The sequence below is a fragment of the Nocardia sputi genome, assembly GCF_023501985.1.
Window position 1 is genome coordinate 53,044 of sequence record NZ_JAMFLC010000006.1, and the last position, 18,219, is coordinate 71,262.

The 18,219-nt window shown below is 68.9% G+C and carries 19 protein-coding genes and 1 pseudogene; 12 read left to right on the top strand and 8 right to left on the bottom strand.

Annotated elements, in window-relative coordinates:
- The first annotated feature begins 86 nt into the window (after window positions 1-86).
- The 7 genes from M8859_RS11390 to M8859_RS11420 all read left to right on the top strand — a co-directional run bounded on the left by M8859_RS11390 (window position 87) and on the right by M8859_RS11420 (window position 5,768).
- Window positions 87-590, top strand: a complete 504-nt coding sequence (locus tag M8859_RS11390) for an alcohol dehydrogenase catalytic domain-containing protein (protein ID WP_195070716.1) — start codon at window positions 87-89, stop codon at window positions 588-590.
- Window positions 587-1,453, top strand: a complete 867-nt coding sequence (locus M8859_RS11395) for a helix-turn-helix transcriptional regulator (RefSeq protein WP_159929381.1) — start codon at window positions 587-589, stop codon at window positions 1,451-1,453. Before M8859_RS11390 ends, M8859_RS11395 begins: the two co-directional genes overlap by 4 nt.
- A 193-nt stretch (window positions 1,454-1,646) precedes the next feature.
- Window positions 1,647-2,489: an SDR family oxidoreductase gene (locus M8859_RS11400; RefSeq protein WP_195070715.1), complete on the top strand. Its 843-nt coding sequence runs from the start codon at window positions 1,647-1,649 to the stop codon at window positions 2,487-2,489.
- A gap of 188 nt (window positions 2,490-2,677) precedes the next feature.
- Window positions 2,678-3,457, top strand: coding sequence for an SDR family oxidoreductase (locus tag M8859_RS11405; RefSeq protein WP_159929385.1), 780 nt, complete (start codon window positions 2,678-2,680; stop codon window positions 3,455-3,457).
- A 22-nt stretch (window positions 3,458-3,479) separates the two neighbouring features.
- Complete coding sequence (locus M8859_RS11410) at window positions 3,480-3,887, top strand: flavin reductase family protein (RefSeq protein WP_195139828.1); 408 nt, start codon at window positions 3,480-3,482, stop codon at window positions 3,885-3,887.
- Between the two features lie 24 nt (window positions 3,888-3,911).
- Complete coding sequence (locus M8859_RS11415; protein ID WP_249644195.1) at window positions 3,912-5,285, top strand: amidohydrolase family protein; 1,374 nt, start codon at window positions 3,912-3,914, stop codon at window positions 5,283-5,285.
- A gap of 162 nt (window positions 5,286-5,447) precedes the next feature.
- Window positions 5,448-5,768 carry an Atu4866 domain-containing protein gene (locus tag M8859_RS11420; protein WP_195070713.1) on the top strand — a complete coding sequence of 107 codons (321 nt, stop codon included), beginning with the start codon at window positions 5,448-5,450 and terminating at the stop codon, window positions 5,766-5,768.
- A gap of 436 nt (window positions 5,769-6,204) precedes the next feature.
- Here M8859_RS11420 and M8859_RS11425 read toward each other — a convergent pair whose 3' ends face one another.
- The 5 genes and pseudogenes from M8859_RS11425 to M8859_RS11445 form a co-directional block, all read right to left on the bottom strand.
- Window positions 6,205-6,528, bottom strand: a complete 324-nt coding sequence (locus M8859_RS11425) for a GNAT family N-acetyltransferase (RefSeq protein WP_159929393.1) — start codon at window positions 6,526-6,528, stop codon at window positions 6,205-6,207.
- A 28-nt stretch (window positions 6,529-6,556) separates the two neighbouring features.
- A complete protein-coding gene (locus M8859_RS11430; RefSeq protein WP_249644196.1) occupies window positions 6,557-7,489 on the bottom strand; it encodes an NADP-dependent oxidoreductase in 933 nt (310 codons plus the stop codon).
- Window positions 7,486-8,436 (bottom strand): NADP-dependent oxidoreductase, encoded by a 951-nt coding sequence (locus M8859_RS11435; RefSeq protein ID WP_249644197.1) that lies wholly within the window; start codon window positions 8,434-8,436, stop codon window positions 7,486-7,488. Before M8859_RS11435 ends, M8859_RS11430 begins: the two co-directional genes overlap by 4 nt.
- A gap of 5 nt (window positions 8,437-8,441) precedes the next feature.
- Window positions 8,442-8,843, bottom strand: coding sequence for an ester cyclase (locus M8859_RS11440; protein ID WP_249644215.1), 402 nt, complete (start codon window positions 8,841-8,843; stop codon window positions 8,442-8,444).
- Between the two features lie 9 nt (window positions 8,844-8,852).
- Window positions 8,853-9,413 (bottom strand): annotated as a pseudogene (locus M8859_RS11445) (NADPH-dependent FMN reductase); the annotation flags it as partial.
- A gap of 79 nt (window positions 9,414-9,492) precedes the next feature.
- Here M8859_RS11445 and M8859_RS11450 point away from each other — a divergent pair.
- Window positions 9,493-9,954, top strand: coding sequence for a MarR family winged helix-turn-helix transcriptional regulator (locus M8859_RS11450; protein ID WP_159929401.1), 462 nt, complete (start codon window positions 9,493-9,495; stop codon window positions 9,952-9,954).
- A 125-nt stretch (window positions 9,955-10,079) separates the two neighbouring features.
- Window positions 10,080-10,277 carry a hypothetical protein gene (locus M8859_RS11455; RefSeq protein WP_201295363.1) on the top strand — a complete coding sequence of 66 codons (198 nt, stop codon included), beginning with the start codon at window positions 10,080-10,082 and terminating at the stop codon, window positions 10,275-10,277.
- A gap of 132 nt (window positions 10,278-10,409) precedes the next feature.
- Here the strand turns inward: M8859_RS11455 and M8859_RS11460 are convergent, their stop codons facing one another.
- Window positions 10,410-11,639 (bottom strand): alpha/beta fold hydrolase, encoded by a 1,230-nt coding sequence (locus M8859_RS11460; protein ID WP_159929403.1) that lies wholly within the window; start codon window positions 11,637-11,639, stop codon window positions 10,410-10,412.
- A gap of 182 nt (window positions 11,640-11,821) precedes the next feature.
- Here M8859_RS11460 and M8859_RS11465 point away from each other — a divergent pair, with 182 nt between their 5' ends.
- Window positions 11,822-12,382 carry a TetR family transcriptional regulator gene (locus tag M8859_RS11465; protein ID WP_201295364.1) on the top strand — a complete coding sequence of 187 codons (561 nt, stop codon included), beginning with the start codon at window positions 11,822-11,824 and terminating at the stop codon, window positions 12,380-12,382.
- Between the two features lie 79 nt (window positions 12,383-12,461).
- On the top strand, window positions 12,462-14,060 hold the full coding sequence (locus M8859_RS11470) for a helix-turn-helix domain-containing protein (RefSeq protein WP_159929407.1): 1,599 nt from the start codon (window positions 12,462-12,464) through the stop codon (window positions 14,058-14,060).
- A 16-nt stretch (window positions 14,061-14,076) separates the two neighbouring features.
- Here M8859_RS11470 and M8859_RS11475 read toward each other — a convergent pair whose 3' ends face one another.
- Both M8859_RS11475 and M8859_RS11480 read right to left on the bottom strand, forming a co-directional pair.
- Window positions 14,077-14,946, bottom strand: coding sequence for a polysaccharide deacetylase family protein (locus M8859_RS11475; protein ID WP_195139826.1), 870 nt, complete (start codon window positions 14,944-14,946; stop codon window positions 14,077-14,079).
- The gene (locus M8859_RS11480) at window positions 14,943-16,691 is read right to left on the bottom strand and encodes an oxidoreductase (RefSeq protein WP_159929411.1); all 1,749 of its coding nucleotides are present in this window, start codon (window positions 16,689-16,691) and stop codon (window positions 14,943-14,945) included. The genes M8859_RS11475 and M8859_RS11480 overlap by 4 nt, the downstream gene beginning before the upstream one ends.
- A 118-nt stretch (window positions 16,692-16,809) precedes the next feature.
- Between M8859_RS11480 and M8859_RS11485 the strand changes: the two genes are divergently transcribed.
- The gene (locus M8859_RS11485) at window positions 16,810-18,174 is read left to right on the top strand and encodes an amidase family protein (protein WP_249644198.1); all 1,365 of its coding nucleotides are present in this window, start codon (window positions 16,810-16,812) and stop codon (window positions 18,172-18,174) included.
- Window positions 18,175-18,219: the final 45 nt, after the last annotated feature.

Here is an 18,219-nt window from a genome sequence, read left to right on the forward strand (position 1 = left end):
AGTCCGTAGACGAGCAATCTTCGGCGATGCCGGTATCGTCCCTATCAGCAACGCTGCAGCAAAGACGATGGGGGCAGGAGGAACCTGTGAAGGCGCTGATCTCCCGCGCGTACGGGCCGGCGGAGAAGCTGTCTTTCGCCGATGTGCCCGTTCCTGTGCCGGGACCGGAACAGGTGCTGGTCCGCGCCGCGGCCGCAGCGCTGAACCCGATCGACATCAAATTGGTTACAGTTGCGGTGCGCAAGGTCTTCCCGATTACGCACCCGTTCGTGCCGGGCGTCGACATCACCGGCGTCGTAACCCGGGTGGCCGTCTATACAGGCACCGTTCCCGCGCCGGGGCGCCTGGACGCCCTCGCCGGGCAGGCGGCGCGCGGCGCCCTACGGGTCATGATCGGCGCCACTCATCCCTTTCGCCGACGCCCGCCGGGCACTCGTCGACTTGGCCGCACAACACAGCCAGGGGAAGGTGATCGTCGCCTTCTGACAGTTCCGCACGATGAGAGGACGGACATGACAGCCTGCATAAGCGCGGTCGGTACGGTCATGCAGGCCGCCTCGGCCAAGGACCCGGCGGGAGGCACGGCATGACCGGAACCCCGCTGGGCGAGTTCCTGCGCGCCCGTCGCGAAGCGCTCAAGCCGCAGGACATCGGGCTGCCCGAGTACGGGCGGCGCCGGGTGAAGGGTCTTCGTCGCGAAGAGGTGGCGATGCTGGCCGGTATGAGCAGCGACTACTACGTGCGCCTCGAGCAGGGCCGCGAGTCCAGCCCCTCGCCCCAGGTGGTCGACGCGGTGGCGCGGGCGCTGCGGCTGGACGCGGCCGCCACCGAGCACTTGTGGCGGCTGGTGCAGCCGCCGGAGTCGCGTACCTCGCGGGCCCAGGACATCACGGTCAGCCCGCAACTGCTGCAACTGATGGACGGCTGGTCCACCTCGCCCGCCTTCGCTCTCGGTCCGGCGCTGGACATCCTGGCCAGCAACAGCATGGCCGCAGCGCTGCACGAAGGCTTCCGCACGCCCGACAACCTGGCCCGCATGGTGTTCATGGACCCGGCTGGGCGCGAGTTCTATCAGGAGTGGGACCGGGCCGCGCACTCGTGCGTGGCGGAGATCCGCGCCGCATACGGTCACGACCCCGATAATGCGCGCATCGCCGAAGTCGTGTCGGATCTGTCGGCCCACAGTCCCGAATTCGCCGAGCTGTGGGGCCGCCATGACGTCAAGCCAAAGACTCTAGAAGGCAAGCACCTGCGCCACCCGTATGCGGGTGACCTGCACATCCTGTTCTCGGCCTTCACCGTCAACGGTGCGCCGCACCAGCAGCTGGTGGTCTACCAGGCCGAGCCGGGCACGCCCACCGCGCAGGCGTTCGAACGGCTGCGGGCGCGGGCCGACGATGCGCTTCCGCAGGCACTCGCAGGACACCGACCAGGCGCCGACCGAACCCTCTGACTGACGACCACGACCACGACACCCTCTGAAGAGGCCGGGGCACCGCCCCGGCCTCTTCTTCGTGCGCGCCCACGTGCCGCTCGGGCCGGTTCCTAGGTACATCACTCCCAGGAAGGTCGTGACCTTCTTCCACCGCGCTGACCTCGGCAATCTGTAGATGTCAGCCAAACGAAACGGAACGAAGGACACCGTCATGACCACCTGGTTCATCACCGGAGCATCCCGAGGCCTGGGCGCCGAGATCGCCCGCACCGCCCTCGCTCAGGGCGACAACGTCGTCATCGCGGTCCGCGACCCGGCCCGCGTGCCGGACGACCTGGCCAAGGCCGGCAACGTACTCACCGTCGCCCTGGACGTCACCGACAGCGCGGCCATTCCCGCCGCTGTCCAGACCGCCGTCGACCGGTTCGGCACCCTCGATGTGTTGGTCAACAACGCCGGCCGGGGCCTGCTCGGCGCCCTGGAGGAGATCAGCGACGTCGAGGCCCGATCCCTGTTCGACCTCAACGTCTTCGGGGTGATCGACATGACCCGCGCGGTGCTGCCCGTCATGCGTCGGCAGGGTTCGGGCAAGCTCGTGCACATCGGCTCACGGTCAGGGTTCGAGGGCGAGCCCGGGGTGAGCATGTACTGCGCTTCGAAGTTCGCCGTCGCGGGCATCAGCGAGGCGTTGTCGAAGGAGCTGGAACCGTTCGGCATCCAGTCGATGGTGGTCGAGCCGGGCGTGCTGCGCACCGACTTCCTGGACGCCAGCTCCCTGTCGATGCCCGCAGGCCGTATCGCCGCCTACGACGGCACCCCTGCCCACGTGACCCTCGACTGGGCTGGCACCGCCAACCACACCCAGCTGGGCGACCCGGTCAAGGGCGCCGCCCTGATTTACGAGGTCACCTGCCAGGACAGCCTGCCTACGCACCTGTACCTGGGGCCCGACACCCTGGAGCGGTTGCAGGCCAAGCTGGAGCAGATCGGGAGGGACGTGGCCCCATGGCGGGCCAAGTCCGCCGCCACCGCGCACGCCGACGCCGCGGCCTGACCAGCGGCGTCCAGCAGGCCCGAGTCCGCCACAGCGCACCACGCACTGTCCAGCACCCGCGGCTCCACCTGTTGCGAGGGCATCCCGCGAACGGCGTCGACAACGCCGCCGCCACCCTCCCGTAACCGCAGCCCATCCCGCCCGCCACTGAACGCGGGCACCATCCCCACACACGAAAGGTCTTTGTCATGACTAGTGTTCTGCTCACAGGAACCCCGCTGGCAGGTCGCGTCGCCGTGGTCTCGGGCGCTTCCAGCGGCATCGGCGCAGCCACGGCCCTGCGCTTGGCCGAACTCGGCGCGAACGTCGCCGTGCTGGCCCGCCGCAAGGACAAGCTCGACGACCTGAGCGCGTCCATCAGCGCCGCCGGCGGCACGGCGATCGCCATCGCCGTCGATGTCACCAACCGGCAAGCCGTCAACGATGCGGCGGCCGAGATCGCCGAGCGGCTCGGTACGGCCGACCTCGTCGTCAACAACGCTGGCGTCCAGCTCATCTCACCGATCACCGACTTGAAGCAGGACGACTGGCAGCGTCAGATCGACCTGAACATCACCGGCGTCATGAACGTCATCGGTGCCTTCCTGCCGCACCTGACCACCGCCGCCGAGGCGGGCCGGCCTGCGGACCTGATCACCACCTCCTCGATCGCGGCGACCCGGATCCTGGAGAAGTTCTCCGTCTACTCCGGCACCAAGGCCTACATCAGCCACCTCACCCGACTGCTGCGTGTCGAGCTCGGCCCCAAGAACGTCCGGGTGGCCACGATCGAGCCCGGCATGGTCGACACCGAGCTGCCGAGCCACGTCACCGACCCCGACGCCAGCGCCCTCATGGAGGGGCTGCTCACCGAGATCGACCCGCTGCAGTCGGTCGATGTGGCCGAGACAGTGGCGTTCATCGCCGCCTCACCCCGCCACGTCAACCTCACCGAGATCACCATCCTGCCCACCGCGCAGGCCGTTTGACGCGACCTGACTCGATGAAGTCTTGGCCTTACCCGGCTACCACAGCCACGCCGCCTTGCGCGAGGGCGGGCAATGTGTGCTGGCGATCCCGTCCATCGAACTGGCCGAGCAAGTGGTCGACGCAGGCAACATCTCCGGCCGCGACACCGACAAATGGCGCCGCTTCGGCTTCACGCCCATGCCCGCCGCCACTGTGGAGGCGCCGCTCGTCGCCGAATGCTTCGCCAACGTCGAATGCACGGTGGCCGACGACCGGCTCGCCGACGACCACCACTTGTGGATCCTCAGAGCCGGGCGGGCCTGGATCGATCCGGGCAAGCGCGGCGCGGGCGAATTCCACCACCGCGGCAACGGCACCTTCTCCGCCAACGCCGCCACCGTGGACCTGCGGCACCGCATGACCAAGTGGCAGTACCTGACCCACGCCTGACCCCCGCACGCTGAAGGAAGCACTATGAACGCCACCCTGGACGACCTGCGCCGCCACACCTCCGGCCGCCGTATCCTGCTCACCGGAGCCGCCGCCGTCGTCAGCATGGACCCGGAGGCGGGTGTCCTACCCGGCGCCGACCTGCTCATCGAAGGCGACCGGATCGCCGCCGTCGGCTCGGACCTCGCGGCCGACGACGCCCTGGTCATCGACGTCACCGGAGCCATCCTGGCCCCCGGCTTCGTCGACACCCACCGTCACGCCTGGGAGGCGCAACTACGCCGCATCATGCCGGATGTCAACGACCTCGGCCAGTACGTCACCTCCACCCTGGCCGGTATAGCCCCCGCCTACCAGCCACACGACATGTACATCGGCACCCACCTGGCCGCGCTGACCGCCATCGACAGCGGCATCACCACCATGCTCGACTTCTCCCACAACTCCCGGACCGCCGCCCACTCCGACGCCGCAATCCGCGCACTGGCCGAGACCGGCATCCGGGGCGTGCACGCATCCATGCGCCCACACTTCGGAACCTGGGACGGCCAATGGCCGGCCGACCTGACCCGCCTACACGACACCTACTTCGCCTCCGGCGGACTGCTCACTCTGCGCCTGGCCGCTCTGGCCACCGACGAGGTCGCCGGCCCCGACCTCGCCTACGGCGAACGCCTCGCGCGCACCGCCCGCGACCTCGGCATCGGAGTCAGCATCGACGCCGTCTTCGGCCTGCCCTCCTCCGAGGCCATCCTCGGCTGGGCCGAGCAAGGTCTGCTCGGCCCGGACGTCTCCCTCATCCACTGCACCGGCCTGACCCCACAGGCCTGGCAGGCGATGGCCGACACCGGCACCAATGTCGCGCTCGCTCCGACTTCGGACGCGCAGATCGGCTTGGAAAGCGCGATCCCGGCCATCGACGAGGCGCTCGCCGTCGGCATCCGGCCAGGCCTGAGCATCGACGTGGAAGTCGCACTGGCCAGCGACATGTTTACGCAGATGCGCGCCCTGCACGCCATCCAGCGCATGCGCGCCGTCCATGCCGCCTACGGCACCGGCGATCAGCCCGCCGCCCGGATCGGCGTGCACGACGTGCTCGACTTCGCCACCCTGCAGGGCGCCAAGAGCATCGGCCTCGGCGACGTGACCGGCTCCCTCACCCCGGGAAAGCAGGCCGACGTGCTCGTCGTGCGCGCCGAGGACCTCAACAACATGCCGCTCAACGACCCCATCGGCACCCTCGTCCTCGGCTCCGACGCACGCAACATCGAGGCCGTCTTCATCGCCGGCCAGGTCCGCAAGTGGGCCGGGACCGTGCTCGACCTCGACCTGGCCGCTCTACGCGAAGACGTGCACGCCTCCCGCGACCGTATCCTGGCCGCCGTCCACACCTCATGACCGGCCGCACCAGCGCCGGGATCAGCGCGGCCCCGGTGAATCGGCATCCGCCTGCCGGCTACCGCCTCACCCGCCGCTGACCCCGCCCCTGTGGACCGGTCGGCAATTCGAGTCGGCCGGTTCCGTCCACCCCCTCCACCACCGCTCGAAGGACCCCCTCCCATGTACTTAAGCACCCGGCATCTGCTCGGACTGCTCACAACACTGCTCGCCTTCGCCGCCATCGGTAGCGGCCGATCGGCATCCGCCCCCCACCCGTACGTCGGCATGTGGGTCACGGCCGACGGCCGCATCCGCCAGGAACTTCTCGCGAGCGGCCGCTACGAAGAAGAACGCGACGGCCGCAAACGCGCCTACACCGGCCGCTACACCGTGACCGGCGCCCACATCGACTACCACGACGACCTGGGCTTCACAGCCACCGGCAACGTGCGAGACGGCGTGCTCCACCACGAGCACTTGGTGCTCTATCGCGAAAGCTGACCGCGCCCGCCGGACGGCAACCCGGTACCACCCCATAGAAGGGACAAGCCATGGCCCAGATCGTCCTCACCATCCTGGTGTATGCGGCCCTGGCGCTCATTGTGGCAAACGGCTGCCGCCCCCACCGCACTGCCGCCCACCTCACCCTCCACCGCTACTCCTGCCGACACCGACACCGCCGGCGCCATCCTCGACCGCCGCACCGACGGGGATGGCACCGCGGTCAGGACCCTCTGGTCGAGTCGGCCACCATCGCCCGCCAGGAAAAACCGTAGGGAACCCGCGTCGATGAATCACCGAAGCGTCGAAATCGTGGTCGTCGTCGTAGCGGCCGTCTTGGCCCTGACCTGGACACCGGTTCATAAGATCGCAGCTCGCCGCTACCCGGATCAGAACCCGTATCTGGCATAAGCCATTTCTTGCGTTCGCGTCCGTTTCAGCTCAGGGCCGCCCGCAGCCAGCGCAGCGTCTCGGGTTCGACGGGGTCGGCGATGTCGTTCTGGTCGGGATGCTTGCGCAGGTAGGCGGCGACGACCGGGCAGACCGGGACGACCCTGGTGCCTGTGTCGCGGACGTCGGCGAGGGCTCCGGCGACGAGGGTGCTGCTCAGGCCGCGGCCGGCGAAGGCGTCGAAGACCTCGGTGTGATACATGATCCGTCGGCCGTCGTGGTCGGCGTAGGCGGCGAGCCCGGCCAGCTCACCGTCCACTGTGATCTCGTACCGGCTCTCGCCGTCGTTGCGGCGCACAGTGGTGGTCATGGTCTCTCCATTTCGGGCAGTGGTGGGCTCAGAAGGTGACGACGACCTTGCCGCGGACGTGCCGGGCCCGGAAATCGAGCAGCGCCTGCCGCGCCTGGACGAACGGGTACTGCGCGCCGATCTCCACCCGCAGCGTGCCGGCGGACGCCTGCGCGGCGAGCCCGGCCAGCCGACCGGCGGGCGTGGTCGTTCCGGTGTAGACGGCCCGGACGTCCCGTTCGAACGCCTGCGGGCCGCCGAGGGGGGACACCACCATGCCACCGGGTCTGGCGGCCGCCGCAGAGGCGGCCAGCGCGGGGCCGGCTTGGGCGACGTCGAGCACCACGTCGGCGCCTTCGGGCGCCCAGTGCCGCACGCGCTCGGCGACGTTCTCGGCGCGGTAGTCGATCACCCCGTCCGCGCCCAGGTCCGCCAGATAGTCACGGTCTCCGTCCCGGCCGGTGGCGATTACGGTCGCGCCGGCCTGCTTGGCGAGCTGGACGGCGTAGCCGCCGAGACCGCCGGTGGCGCCGACGACGAGCAGCGTGACACCCGGCACGGGCCCGGCCTCGTCGAGCAGCGCCGCCGCAGTCAGGGCCCCGGTCGGCAGCGCGGCTCCGTGGCGCGCATCCAGCCCCGCCGGCCGCACGGCGGCGGAATCGTCGGCGCGCACCAGGGCGTACTCGGCGAAGGCGCCGGAGGGCACCCCGTTCCACGCGACGACCGCGTCCCCGGTCGAGAATCCGCCGACGCCGGGCCCGACGGCCACGACGACGCCGCTGACGTCGACGCCGGGCACGAACGGGTGCGGCACCGGCAGGTCGTCGCGCATCGCGCCGGTGACCAGCGCGATGTCGACCGGGTTGACGGCGGCGGCCTCGACGCGGACAAGGAGCTGCCCCGCGCCGGGCTCCGGCCGCGGTACCTCGGCTATCTCCAGATCTTCCAGCGGCCCGTAGGCCCGGGTGAGCAGTGCCTTCATCGGTGGTCTCCTTCGAACTCGGGCAGCGGCTCGACCGCCAGGACGCGCTTGCCGCCGACGTGCCGGGTCGCCAGATCCCGGTAGGCGTCGCGGACGCGCTCCAGGGGGTAGACGGCGGCGATGGGGATGGTGATCTCGCCCTTCGCGACGAGGGCGGCCAGGCGGGCCCAGACGACCGGGTCGTCGGCCTGCTCCTGCGCAGCCGAGTGGACGCCGTAGCGCTGCACCGCCCGGCCCTCGGCTGTGGTGTTGATCCGGTCCGGGCCGACACCCAGTGCGATGGCGGTGTTCACGTTCCCCGCGCCGAAGGTGTCCAGGTACACGTCGACGCCCTGCGGTGCCGCGGCGCGCAGCCGGTCGGCCAGCCCGGGGCCGTAGGTCACCGGATGGATGCCGAGACCGCGCAGCAAGCCGAAGTTGCCCTCGCTCGCGGTCCCGATCACCGTGGCCCCGCGCAGCCGGGCCAGCTGGGCGGTGACCACCCCGACACCGCCGGCCGCGGCCGAGACGACGACCGTCTCGCCGGGTCGCGGGTCGACGGCCTCCACGCCGGCCCAGGCGGTCGCACCCGCGCCGGCGATGCACGCGGCCTCGGCCCAGCCGAGGCCGGCGGGCTTGGCGGTGAGCGCGCCCGCAGCGGCCACGACGAAGTCGGCTTGAGCGGCGCGCGGCGCGAAGCCGAGGACTTCGTCGCCGGGTGCGAATCCGGTCACCCCGGCACCGACCTCGGCGACCCGTCCGGCGAAGTCGTTGCCCTGGCCCTCGGGGAACCGGGCGGGCCAGATCGCGGCGAACACGCCTTCGCGGATACCGATCTCTCCAGGGTTGAGGGCCGCGGCGACGACGTCGACGACCACTCGGCCGGGCTCCGGGCGGGGCTGGTCGACCTCCGCGATCTCGAGAACGTCGGGTCCGCCGTAGCGGGAGAACCGTACTGCTCTGGGCATCGTCGTCACTTTCCCGCGTGGGCGGGCAGCGCCCCGAGCTGTTGCAGGACCGAGTACAGGTTGGCTACGCCCCAGTGTTCGGTGATCTGCCCGTCGCGCACACGCATCGCGTCGACCGTTTCGAACTCGACGTGCTCGCCGGTCGGGGCCAAGCCGAGGAACTCGCCCCGGTGGGTGCCCGAATACGTCTTGTAGGTGGTCACGACGTCGCCGTCGACGGTCTGCCAGTGGATCTTCGCCGAGAAGTCGGGGAACGCCGTGCGCAGCGCGTGGTAGAGGACGCGGACGCCGTCCTTGTCCGGCGTGGTGCCCGGTTGCGGGGTGTGGTCGACGAAGTCGTCCGCGAACAGCTTCTCGAACAGGGTGAAATCACCACCGGACTGCACGCGCTCGGTGTTGCGGCGCACGACGTCCTTGGCATCGGTGCGCAGCGAGGCCAGCGCCCGGCTCCAAGCGACCACCTGGTCCAGCAGCGCGCCGACCGCGGCGGTGTGCCGCTCGGCGGGCGCGAAGACGCTGAAGTCCTCGAAGTCGGTGAACAGCGACAGCGTGACCTGGTTGCGGACGTCGGCCACCTGCAGCTCGCCCATGACCAGCCGCAGGTGCTCCACCGCTCTGGTGCCGCCCGCGGTGCCGTAGCTGACGAACCCGGCGGCCTTGTTGTTCCACTCGCCGTAGAGGAAGTCGATGGCGTTCTTCAGCGCGCCCGAGGTCGAGTGGTTGTACTCGGGGGTGACGAAGACGTACCCGTCGAACGAGGCGATCTTCTCCGCCCACGCCTTGGTGTGCTCGTGCGCGTACTGCCCGAGCGACGGGGGAGCGGCCTCGTCCAGATGTGGAAGGCGGTACTCGGCGATGTCGACCAGCTCGAACTCGGCGTCGTCGCGCGCCGCGGCTAGCTCGTGGACCCAGAGCGCCACCGCTTCCCCGTTCCGGCCCGGACGGGTGCTGCCCAGGATGATCGCGATGCGTGTCATGTCCGCCTCTCCATTTTGATGATGTGTCTACAAATAGCAGTACTTTGCTGATGTGTCAACAAATTGGTATGCTGCTCGCATGGCCGACGTCCGATGGCTCGACGAGCGGGAAGCCCGGCTGTGGCGGGCCTACCGGGAACTGACCCGCGAACTGCAGCGCACCTTCGAGCGCCAGCTGGAACGCGACGCCGGGCTCTCCGGCGCCGATTACGCCGTGCTGGCACCCGTTTCCGAGGCCGAAGACGGCGTGATCCGCATGCGCGAGCTCGGCCACGAGGTGGGCTGGGACCGAAGCAGGCTGTCCCACCAGGTCACGCGGATGCAGAAGCGCGGCCTGGTCGTGCGGGAGGACTGCGCCGACGACGCGCGGGGCGCGATGGTGCGCATTACCCCCGCCGGCCGCGAAGCGATCGAGGCAGCCGCTCCCGAGCACGTCGGCACCGTCCGCCGCCACTTCTTCGACCATCTCTCCGAGCGCGAGCAGGCGACGCTGACCCGCGTGTTCGAGCGCCTGCTCGCCGCTCAGCGCCATGACGGCTAGACGGCGACGAGGCCCCTCCGCGGAATCGTTGATGTGTCCAAGAGCTGGCGCGCTATCTTCCCCTCGCTGCGCAGCATTCAGGTCTGCACGGCCGCCAGGTAGTCGTCGGTGCCGGGGTTCCAGAAGTGCGGGGTGAGCCGGTCGGCGTCCTCGCGCCACGGGCATGGGAGCTGGCCGAGCTGATTGCCGCACGTCCACGGACCACGCGCCGGTTCACCCACGCGATCGCGCAACGCCCATGGAAAAGGCGATTGGTCGACGACCTGGGCTTCGGCATCGCGCACGAGATGTTCGGCATCGCCGCACTGCCACGCCGTCGCTGACCGAGTCCTGAGAGATCGGCGGTTGCCGCGCCAATCGGGCCTTTCGAACACTCAGCTGTGTTCTTGTGGGCGTCGCTGTCGGCGACGGGCGGATCGCCGAGTATGAGGACGGCTTCGAGCAGCCGGGTGGGCTCACTCGGTGCTCGCTCGAGCGAGGACTTCATCGGCGAGCGCTACCGCCGCCTCGTCGGGCGCGTACGTGGCCAGCGCGGCGACGAGTTCACGGATATCGCTGCGAATCGACGGGAGAAGCTGGGCGTGGCGGGCGACGTCGAGTTCGTTGGCGATGGTCAGGACGGCGAAGTCACGGAGTTCGGTTCCTTCGATCGTCTTCGAGCCGCCGGTGAATCTGTCGGTCACGGGCAAGGGCCGTCGGCCGAGTTCGCGGTAGGTGTGTGAGCGATCGCATGCGCCGTAGAGGTATGCCAGCGCCGCGGCGTCGGGGCCGATGACGTGATCCAGCCGCCGACGATCTGTGGTCGGCAGCATGGCGTGCCGGAACCCGTCGGTGCCGTATGACGCGTGGCAGATCGACGCCAGTCGGGTGCGGGGCGCGGCGTTCCATTCGACCGTGAGGGTGTGCACCCGGCGAAGGTGCTCGAACAGAGTTCCGCCTGGGTGATCGATATGTTCGGCGCCGAGCGTGCGCTGCAGCTCGAACGCGCGGCTGACGACGTCGTCGGTGGCGAGCCACTTGGTGGCGTGCGCCGAAACGATACGCGCGAGTTCCCCGGGGGCGTCGCGAGCGACGAGATGCCCGGCGTCCGGTACGCGGGTAACGGTGACGCGTCTGTTGGCCGTGCGTAGCCGGTCCACGTCGGCGTCGCCAAGCGGGGAACGTCGTCCTCCCCGCACGAGCAGGATGGGCAGGTCCGATGTCGCGATGATCCCGTGGAGCTCGGAGCGGGAGGCGAGAATGTCATCGGCGAGCTCGGTGTTGCGGGCGAGGAGCCCGTGGTCGTCGAGCCAGCGGCGGGCCCGATCCGCGTCGACATCAGGAACGACGTCCACGAGCACGAGGCCGGCGACGCGCTGCGCGACAGACGACTCCGCGAGGGCGGCGACGGCGGCGAACCCGCCGAGGGAGGCACCCACCACGACGAGCGGCGCCGGTTCGCGAACCACCATCGCGATGACGTCGTCGGCGATCGCCCGCAAAGTGGTGGCCCGTCCGGAACTCTCGCCGTGCCCGCGCAGATCGAAGGCCACCGTCCGCAGTCCGCACTCGGTCATCCCCTCCGTGACCGGTGCCCAGACGTCGCGACGCTCTTCGCCCGCGTGAAGCAGCAGGACCGTGGGGCCCGCGCCGGTCACCGTGGCTCGAAGTGTGACGTCGCGCAGTGTGAGGGTCATGTCTGTCATCGCCGATCCACCTCCTTGCCGAATTTCCCTCTCGGCTCGGTGATTTCGAACATCGCCATGCCCCCCTCCGGTCTACCTTGGGCTGTCTAGGTAACGGTACGCGGGGCAGCCTTGGCTAGTCAAGGTAGGATTCCGGGGTGACTAGTTCGAGAACGCGCAGACCGCCGGAGGAAGCCCGCCGGTTGATCCTCGATGCCGCCGCTTCGCTGCTGGCCGAGGGAGGCGTCGCCGCTGTGCAGGTGCGCGCGGTGGCAGCGCGGGTCGGGATGACCGACGCCGGCGTCTCGCATCACTTCGGCAATCGCGAGAAGCTGCTCGCCGAACTTCTTCGCCATGGTGGAGGCCGGCTTCGAGCCGCGCTTCAAGACGTCATCGCCGCATGGCTGGAGCACGGCACCGATGTCCTCGAGCTCGTCGAGTCGCTCGAGTCCGTGTATCGCGGCGGCTACGGCGAACTCGCGGTGGCGCTGCACGCGGCGGGATGGCGCGACCGTGGTGCCGGCATGCTCGACCCGGTCGTCGACGCCCTGCATCGGAGTCGGCCTCCCGGAAGTCCCCTCGACGAGACGCGACTCGCGGTCGCCGCCCTCCACCAGGCGATGGCAACCGAGCCCCTCTACGGCAGCGACTTCCGTCGCAGCGCCGGCCTCACCGGCGCCGCGGCGCAAGACTCGACCGCTCACCTGCGCTGGTGGGCAAGCCAGCTCCAACGCACGCTAGACATCGAACCGGCGCACCGTTGACCCGAGAGGCGGCAGCACGTAGGTGGAGAGCGATGTTTATTCATCCAAGGGGAACCTATTTTTGTGTAGATTTCGATAGGTGCTGACCATCAACCGCCTTGTCGCCGATTCCGAGCTGAGCTTGCGGGTGATGACCCCGGAACTCACCGACCGTTTGGCGGCGGAGATCAGCTGGCTGCACTCCACCGAGCTGCCCGACCCGTCGCCATACGTCCGTCCCGGGGAACTGGTGCTGACCAACGGTCTATGGCTGCCGCACGTCTCGGCGGAGCTGTTCATCGACGCTCTGGCGCGGGCGGGAGCAGCCGGGCTGGTCTATGGACTGACGGCGCAGACCCCGGTGCTTCCTGAAGAGCTCGTGTCGCTGTGCATTGCGCGTGGCCTGCCGTTGATCGAGCTGTCTATCAGTGTGCCGTTCGCCGCCCTCACCCGTGCGGCCGCCCGAATCCAGAACGAGGTACTGCAGGCGGAACTGGCCGCGACCGTGCACCGCGGCGATGCTCTGGCCACCGCCCTGTCCCGTGGCAGTGGCGCGGCGGGCGTACTCGAGATCCTGCGGGGCGAAACGGAGTTACCGCTGATGGTGGTCGACCGCAAGGGTCGCTGCCTGGCCAGTATCGGCTGCGAACCGACAGGAGAGCAGATCCGCCTCGCCGCCGTGGCTCTCAACGGTACGCCACCGCCGCTCGAGGTCGATTTGCTCAGTTCCGGTCCGTCCGCGCTGTATCTGGTCGAGGGCGCGATGGGGGAAATCGACGCCGGCTTGTACTGCCTGGAACCGGCCACGAAACTGGATACGGCCGATCGCGAGGCCCTCGCCCAAGCGGCCCGATTCCTGAGCCTGGAGGTCACCAAACAGCAGGCGGTGCATGCTATCGAGGCGCGCTTCGCAGCCGAGCTACTGGAGATGATCCTGTCGGGACCACGGCGCAGCGGCGAGGTGAGTCAGCGGCTGCGCGCCTACGGGGTGCCGGCGGACCGTCCGCTGTGCGTCTTCGCACTCGCCCCATCCTCCCCGACCGTCGGCCACCACACACCGCCGGACCATGTCGCCGACGCCGTCGGCGCATTCTTCGCCATGCACGGAATCCCGGTATTCACGGCCGCGGGAAGCCGCGACGTCGTAGCTGTCTGCCCCTGGGATCGAGCTGCGGACGAGTTGGCGCGTTTTGCTCGCGAGCTGTCCGCGGAAGTAAGTAGGCGCGTGCGCGTTTCGAGGATCGTCGTGGGAGTGGGTGAGATAGTGACGACTGCGGGCGCCCTGCGGGAACCGCTGGTGCGTGCTCGGGAAGTCTGCCAGGTGCTGCGCGGGCGGAACGGCCCGGACACGGCCACCTTCGCCGATATCGCGACATTCCGGATGCTGCTGGGGCTGCTCGATGAGCAGGTGCTGAGACGGTTCACCGATCAGGTTCTCGGCATCATCCGCGAGCACGACACCCGCGCCCACACCGAACTCGAGCACACCCTGCGAACGTTCCTCGCCAACGACGGCCAGTGGGGAGTGACGGCCGCCGCCCTGCATGTGCACGTCAACACCCTACGCAACCGCATGGCCCGTATCACCGAGCTGACCGGACGCAATGTCAACCGGCTCGAGGACGTCGTCGACTTGTCGCTGGCCTTCGCGGCCGAGTCCGTCGGCCCGGGCGCCGGATCGACCACGGCTATCAGATGATCCGGCCGCCGCGGCGTCAGTTCGGGTATACCGCTGGATCTACGTCGTAGCTCGGCAGCGGTCGATGTGGTGTGCCGGTGTCCTCACGCGCCCACGCCGCCACATCCCGACAGCGTGCGAAGGTCACGTCTGCGCACTGCTGGGCATACGCGATAAGGCGTCGCAGCGCCATCATCCGGCCCGGCCGCCCGGTGAGGAACGGATGCATGCACACGTTGAACAGGCAATTGTAGTGGCGCATGCCATCGAGCTCGGCGCGCCACATTTGCTCGACCTTCGCAGGGGATTCGATGACCGATCCGATCCGCGGTTCGGGCAGGTAGGCATATTGCTCCCAATCATCCAGCGACCAATGCACAGGCAGCTCCGTCACCAAGCCGTACCTGCTGTCGATGAGGTACGGCCGGTCGTCACCCATCAGTGACGAGTCGTAAGCCAGCCCGTACTCGGCGACCAGACCGAGAGTTTCGCGGCTGGCGCTCCACATCGCCGCGCGATGTCCGGATATTTCGATCCCCTGCGCCGCGAAGATGTCGAGTGCCCGTGCGAAGTCCGCGCGTTCGGCGCCGGGCGGCAGGGAAGTGGGCGCCCGGTGGCTGTAGGAGTGATGTGCGACCTCGTGCCCCCGGTCGATGATCGAGCGGGCCAGGCGGGGGCGCTGCTCTGCTACCCAGCCGGGCACGAAGAACGTAGCGGGAATGGCCATCTCGTCGAGGAGGTCGAGGATCCGCGGCACACCGACGTCCGGACCGTAGGACTGATGCGACATCACCATGGGGTGCTGGGCGTAGTGACGGCCTTCGGCAAGGATCGGTGTCTCGGCGTCCACGTCGAAGGTCAGCGTCGCCACGGCGGCAGCGCCGCGGGTCCAGGTGCGCTCGCTCATCCGGCGCGCCGTGCGCGCCAAGCGGCGGCGTTGTCCAAGCAGGCCATGGGATGCAGCATCGCATGGTCGAACGGCTCGAGCGCTGCCCCGGTCTCGACCCGGCGTGGCAGGTCGGGATTGGCCAGCGCGCCCCGGCCCAGCGACAGCATGTCGGCGTGCCCACCGGTGAGCACATCGGCGGCCTGGGGGAGTGCGTGCATGCCGCCGTTGGCGATGACAGGACGGCCGGAGACCTTACGGGCGAGCTCGGTGATGGTCGATCCGCTCGGGAAGCGAGCGGTCTCGAGGAAGTCCTTGCCCTCGCTGGCAATGTGCAGGTAGGTCGCGTCGGTCAGTGCCGTGAAGATGGCCCGCGCGTCGGCGGCGGCGCCGGGCCAGCGGTAGGTGAAGTCGTTGACCTTGGTCTGGGACAGTCGCACGCCGATCGGGAAGTCGCCGAGCGCTTCACGGATCGTCCGCAGCACGCGGACGGTCAGGCGGATCCGGTTCTGCACCGGTCCGCCGTACTCGTCGGTGCGCTGGTTGGTGTAGTCGGTGAGGAACTGGTCGAGCAGATAGCCGTTGGCCGCGTGGATCTCGACCCCGTCGAAGCCGGCCGCCCTGGCGTTCTCGGCGGCGGCCGAGAACCCGGCCACGACATCCTCGATGTCGCGTGCGGTCATCTCCCGGGGCGGGTTCCACGGCCCACCGACGCCGCCGTAGTCAGGCATCATCTGGCCGGGGGGCGTGATCGATGAGGGGCCTATGGTGTTGTAGCCGTAGGCGTTGCCCTGGGAAATGGCACCGGCGTGCATCAGCTGCGCGACGATCGGGGCGCCGGCCGCGTGTACCGCATCAACCACGTTCCGCCATCCCGCGATGTGCCGTTGGGTGACCAAGCCGGGCTGGTTGTAGTAGCCCTGGCTGTGGGTGGCGTCCGTGTAGGTCCCCTCCGTGATGATCAATCCGAATCCGCCCGCTGCGAACTCGTGGTAGTACTCGCTCATCTGGGCGGTGGGTGTGCCGTCGGACTCGGCGGAAATTCGGGTCATCGGTGCGACGGCGAACCGGTTGCGCAGCGTCAGGGCGCCGATCGCGGTCGGCTCGAGAGCAGGGTGGGCCAGTTCAGTGGTGATCATCGTTTTCTCCTCCGTGGTTGGGGGCAGGATGGTCAGGGCGAGCGGGGTGGGGCGAGTTCCGTTGATGACGTTGTGGTCCTGCGGGCAGGATGAGACGACTACGAGGCAGTCCATCTCGGCGCGCAAGGTGATCGAGTCGCCGGGCGCGGTGGCGGCTTCCAGCCACGACAGGGTTCCGCCGGCGGTGATGGGAATCCGCATGAAGACATTGATCGGCTGCGGGATGGTTGGCAGGGCCGGGTACCCGAGGTCGCTCATGGCGTGGCGCAGATTGTCGGCGCAGCTGGCGTGGTCCGGGTCTCCGTATGCCGCATAGCGTTCCGGGTCGCAGGCGGCTATCAACATGTCGTGCACCCCGGGGGAGGTGTCGGCCAGGTAGGTGAGGATCGGGCGGCGGCGATTGGTGACGAAGGATTCGCCGAGCGCGGGGAAGAGTCGACTGGTGTGGGTGCGGGTGTGCGAGGCACTGTGGTGCTCGGTGATGTCGTCGGCGTTGTAGGCGAAGACATCACCCACTTGGCCGCCGTCGAGGTCGGTGATCCGCAACCGCTCGCCGGTTCGCAAGGTCACCGCCCTGGCCTGTCTGGCCGGCACGGTCACCGGCTCCCGGTAGCTCAACGCTGTCATGGTGTTCAGTCAACCGAGCTACAGCCGCCGGTGTAAATGTGTGTATGCACAGTATTCTAGCTTTGACATAGATGTTTCCACATTCCAGTGACAGCTGCGGCGGGATAGCGTGGGTTTCATGCGTATCCGTCCGCAAGCGAGACCCGCCGCGACCACAGCCGCCGCCATGGTGCGAGCACGTGAACGTGGCGAAACCACATCGGCTGACCTGGTCGCCACTGCGATCCACAGTGCGCGGCAACCCGATGCGGCCGCAGTGATGATCACCCTCACCGCCGAACGCGCCCACTACCAAGCCCAGGCCAGCGATCGTCGCGCGGTGCGCGGCGCTCTGCGCAGCCGCCTCGACGGCGTCCCCGTCGTGTGGAAGGACCTCTTCGACGTCCAGGGCACCGTCACCACCTGCGGCTCGGCAAGCCACCTCCACGACGAACCAGCCGCGATGGACAGCCATCTCGTGCGGCGGGCGCACAACAGCGGACTGGTCACAGTCGGCAAGACCAATCTCAGCGAGTTCGCCTTCTCCGGCCTCGGAATGAACCTTTGCTTCGGCACGCCCGCCAATCCACTCGACCCGGCGCTGATCCCGGGCGGATCCTCGTCCGGGTCGGCGGTCGCGGTCGCTCGCGGCATCGTTCCCCTTGCGGTGGGTACCGATACCTCCGGATCTGTGCGGGTGCCCGCGGCGCTGTGCGGCATCGTCGGCTACCGGGCCAGTCCGGGCAGGTACGGCCCGCACGATTTCGCGCCCCTGTCCGCGACGCTCGACAGCGTCGGCTTCTTCGCCACCACTGTCGAAGACCTGGTCATGATGGAGCGGGTACTCCGCCCCGCCGAGCCGAACCAGCGCACGCTCCCACTGCGATTCGTGGTGCCGGCGGGGGAATGGTCGGAGGACGCCAACGGTGAGATCGACTCCGACTTCGACGCCGTTGTCACCGCACTTCGTGCCGCGGGCGCCGAGGTCGAGGTCCGCGAATTGCCGTCGCTTGTGGCGGCCCAGCGGCTGATGGACACTCACGGGACGATCGTCGGCGCCGAAGCCTTCGGCCTGCACGGACATCGGCTCGATTCCACCGCACCGATCGAACCCGCCACCCGCCGCAGGCTCGGAAGCAACGCGTGCACATCGTCCTCCGTCGCCCCTGTCTATACCGCGATGCCCGGGTTGCGTGCGGCCTTCGCCGCCGAACTCGGGGACGCGATGTTGTTATGTCCCACCGTGCGGCAACCACCGCCCCGCATCGCCGACCTCCAGGCCGACCCGGCTCGATACGACGCCGCCAATGCCACTGTTCTGCGCACCACCATGGTGCTCAGCTACCTGGGCAGTTGCGGGATCACCCTGCCGGTGCCCGCATCACGGCAAGGTCCTCGCACCGGGATTCTGCTTTCCCGGCCGGCTGGCGACGATGTGGCCCTGCTCGATCGGGCAGCCTGGGTGCACCACCTCATGGACCGGGACTGGCGCAACGACACGTAGCAGGCTCACCGATGTCACAGTCGCGCTAGCCGCTTCGTCTGCTCA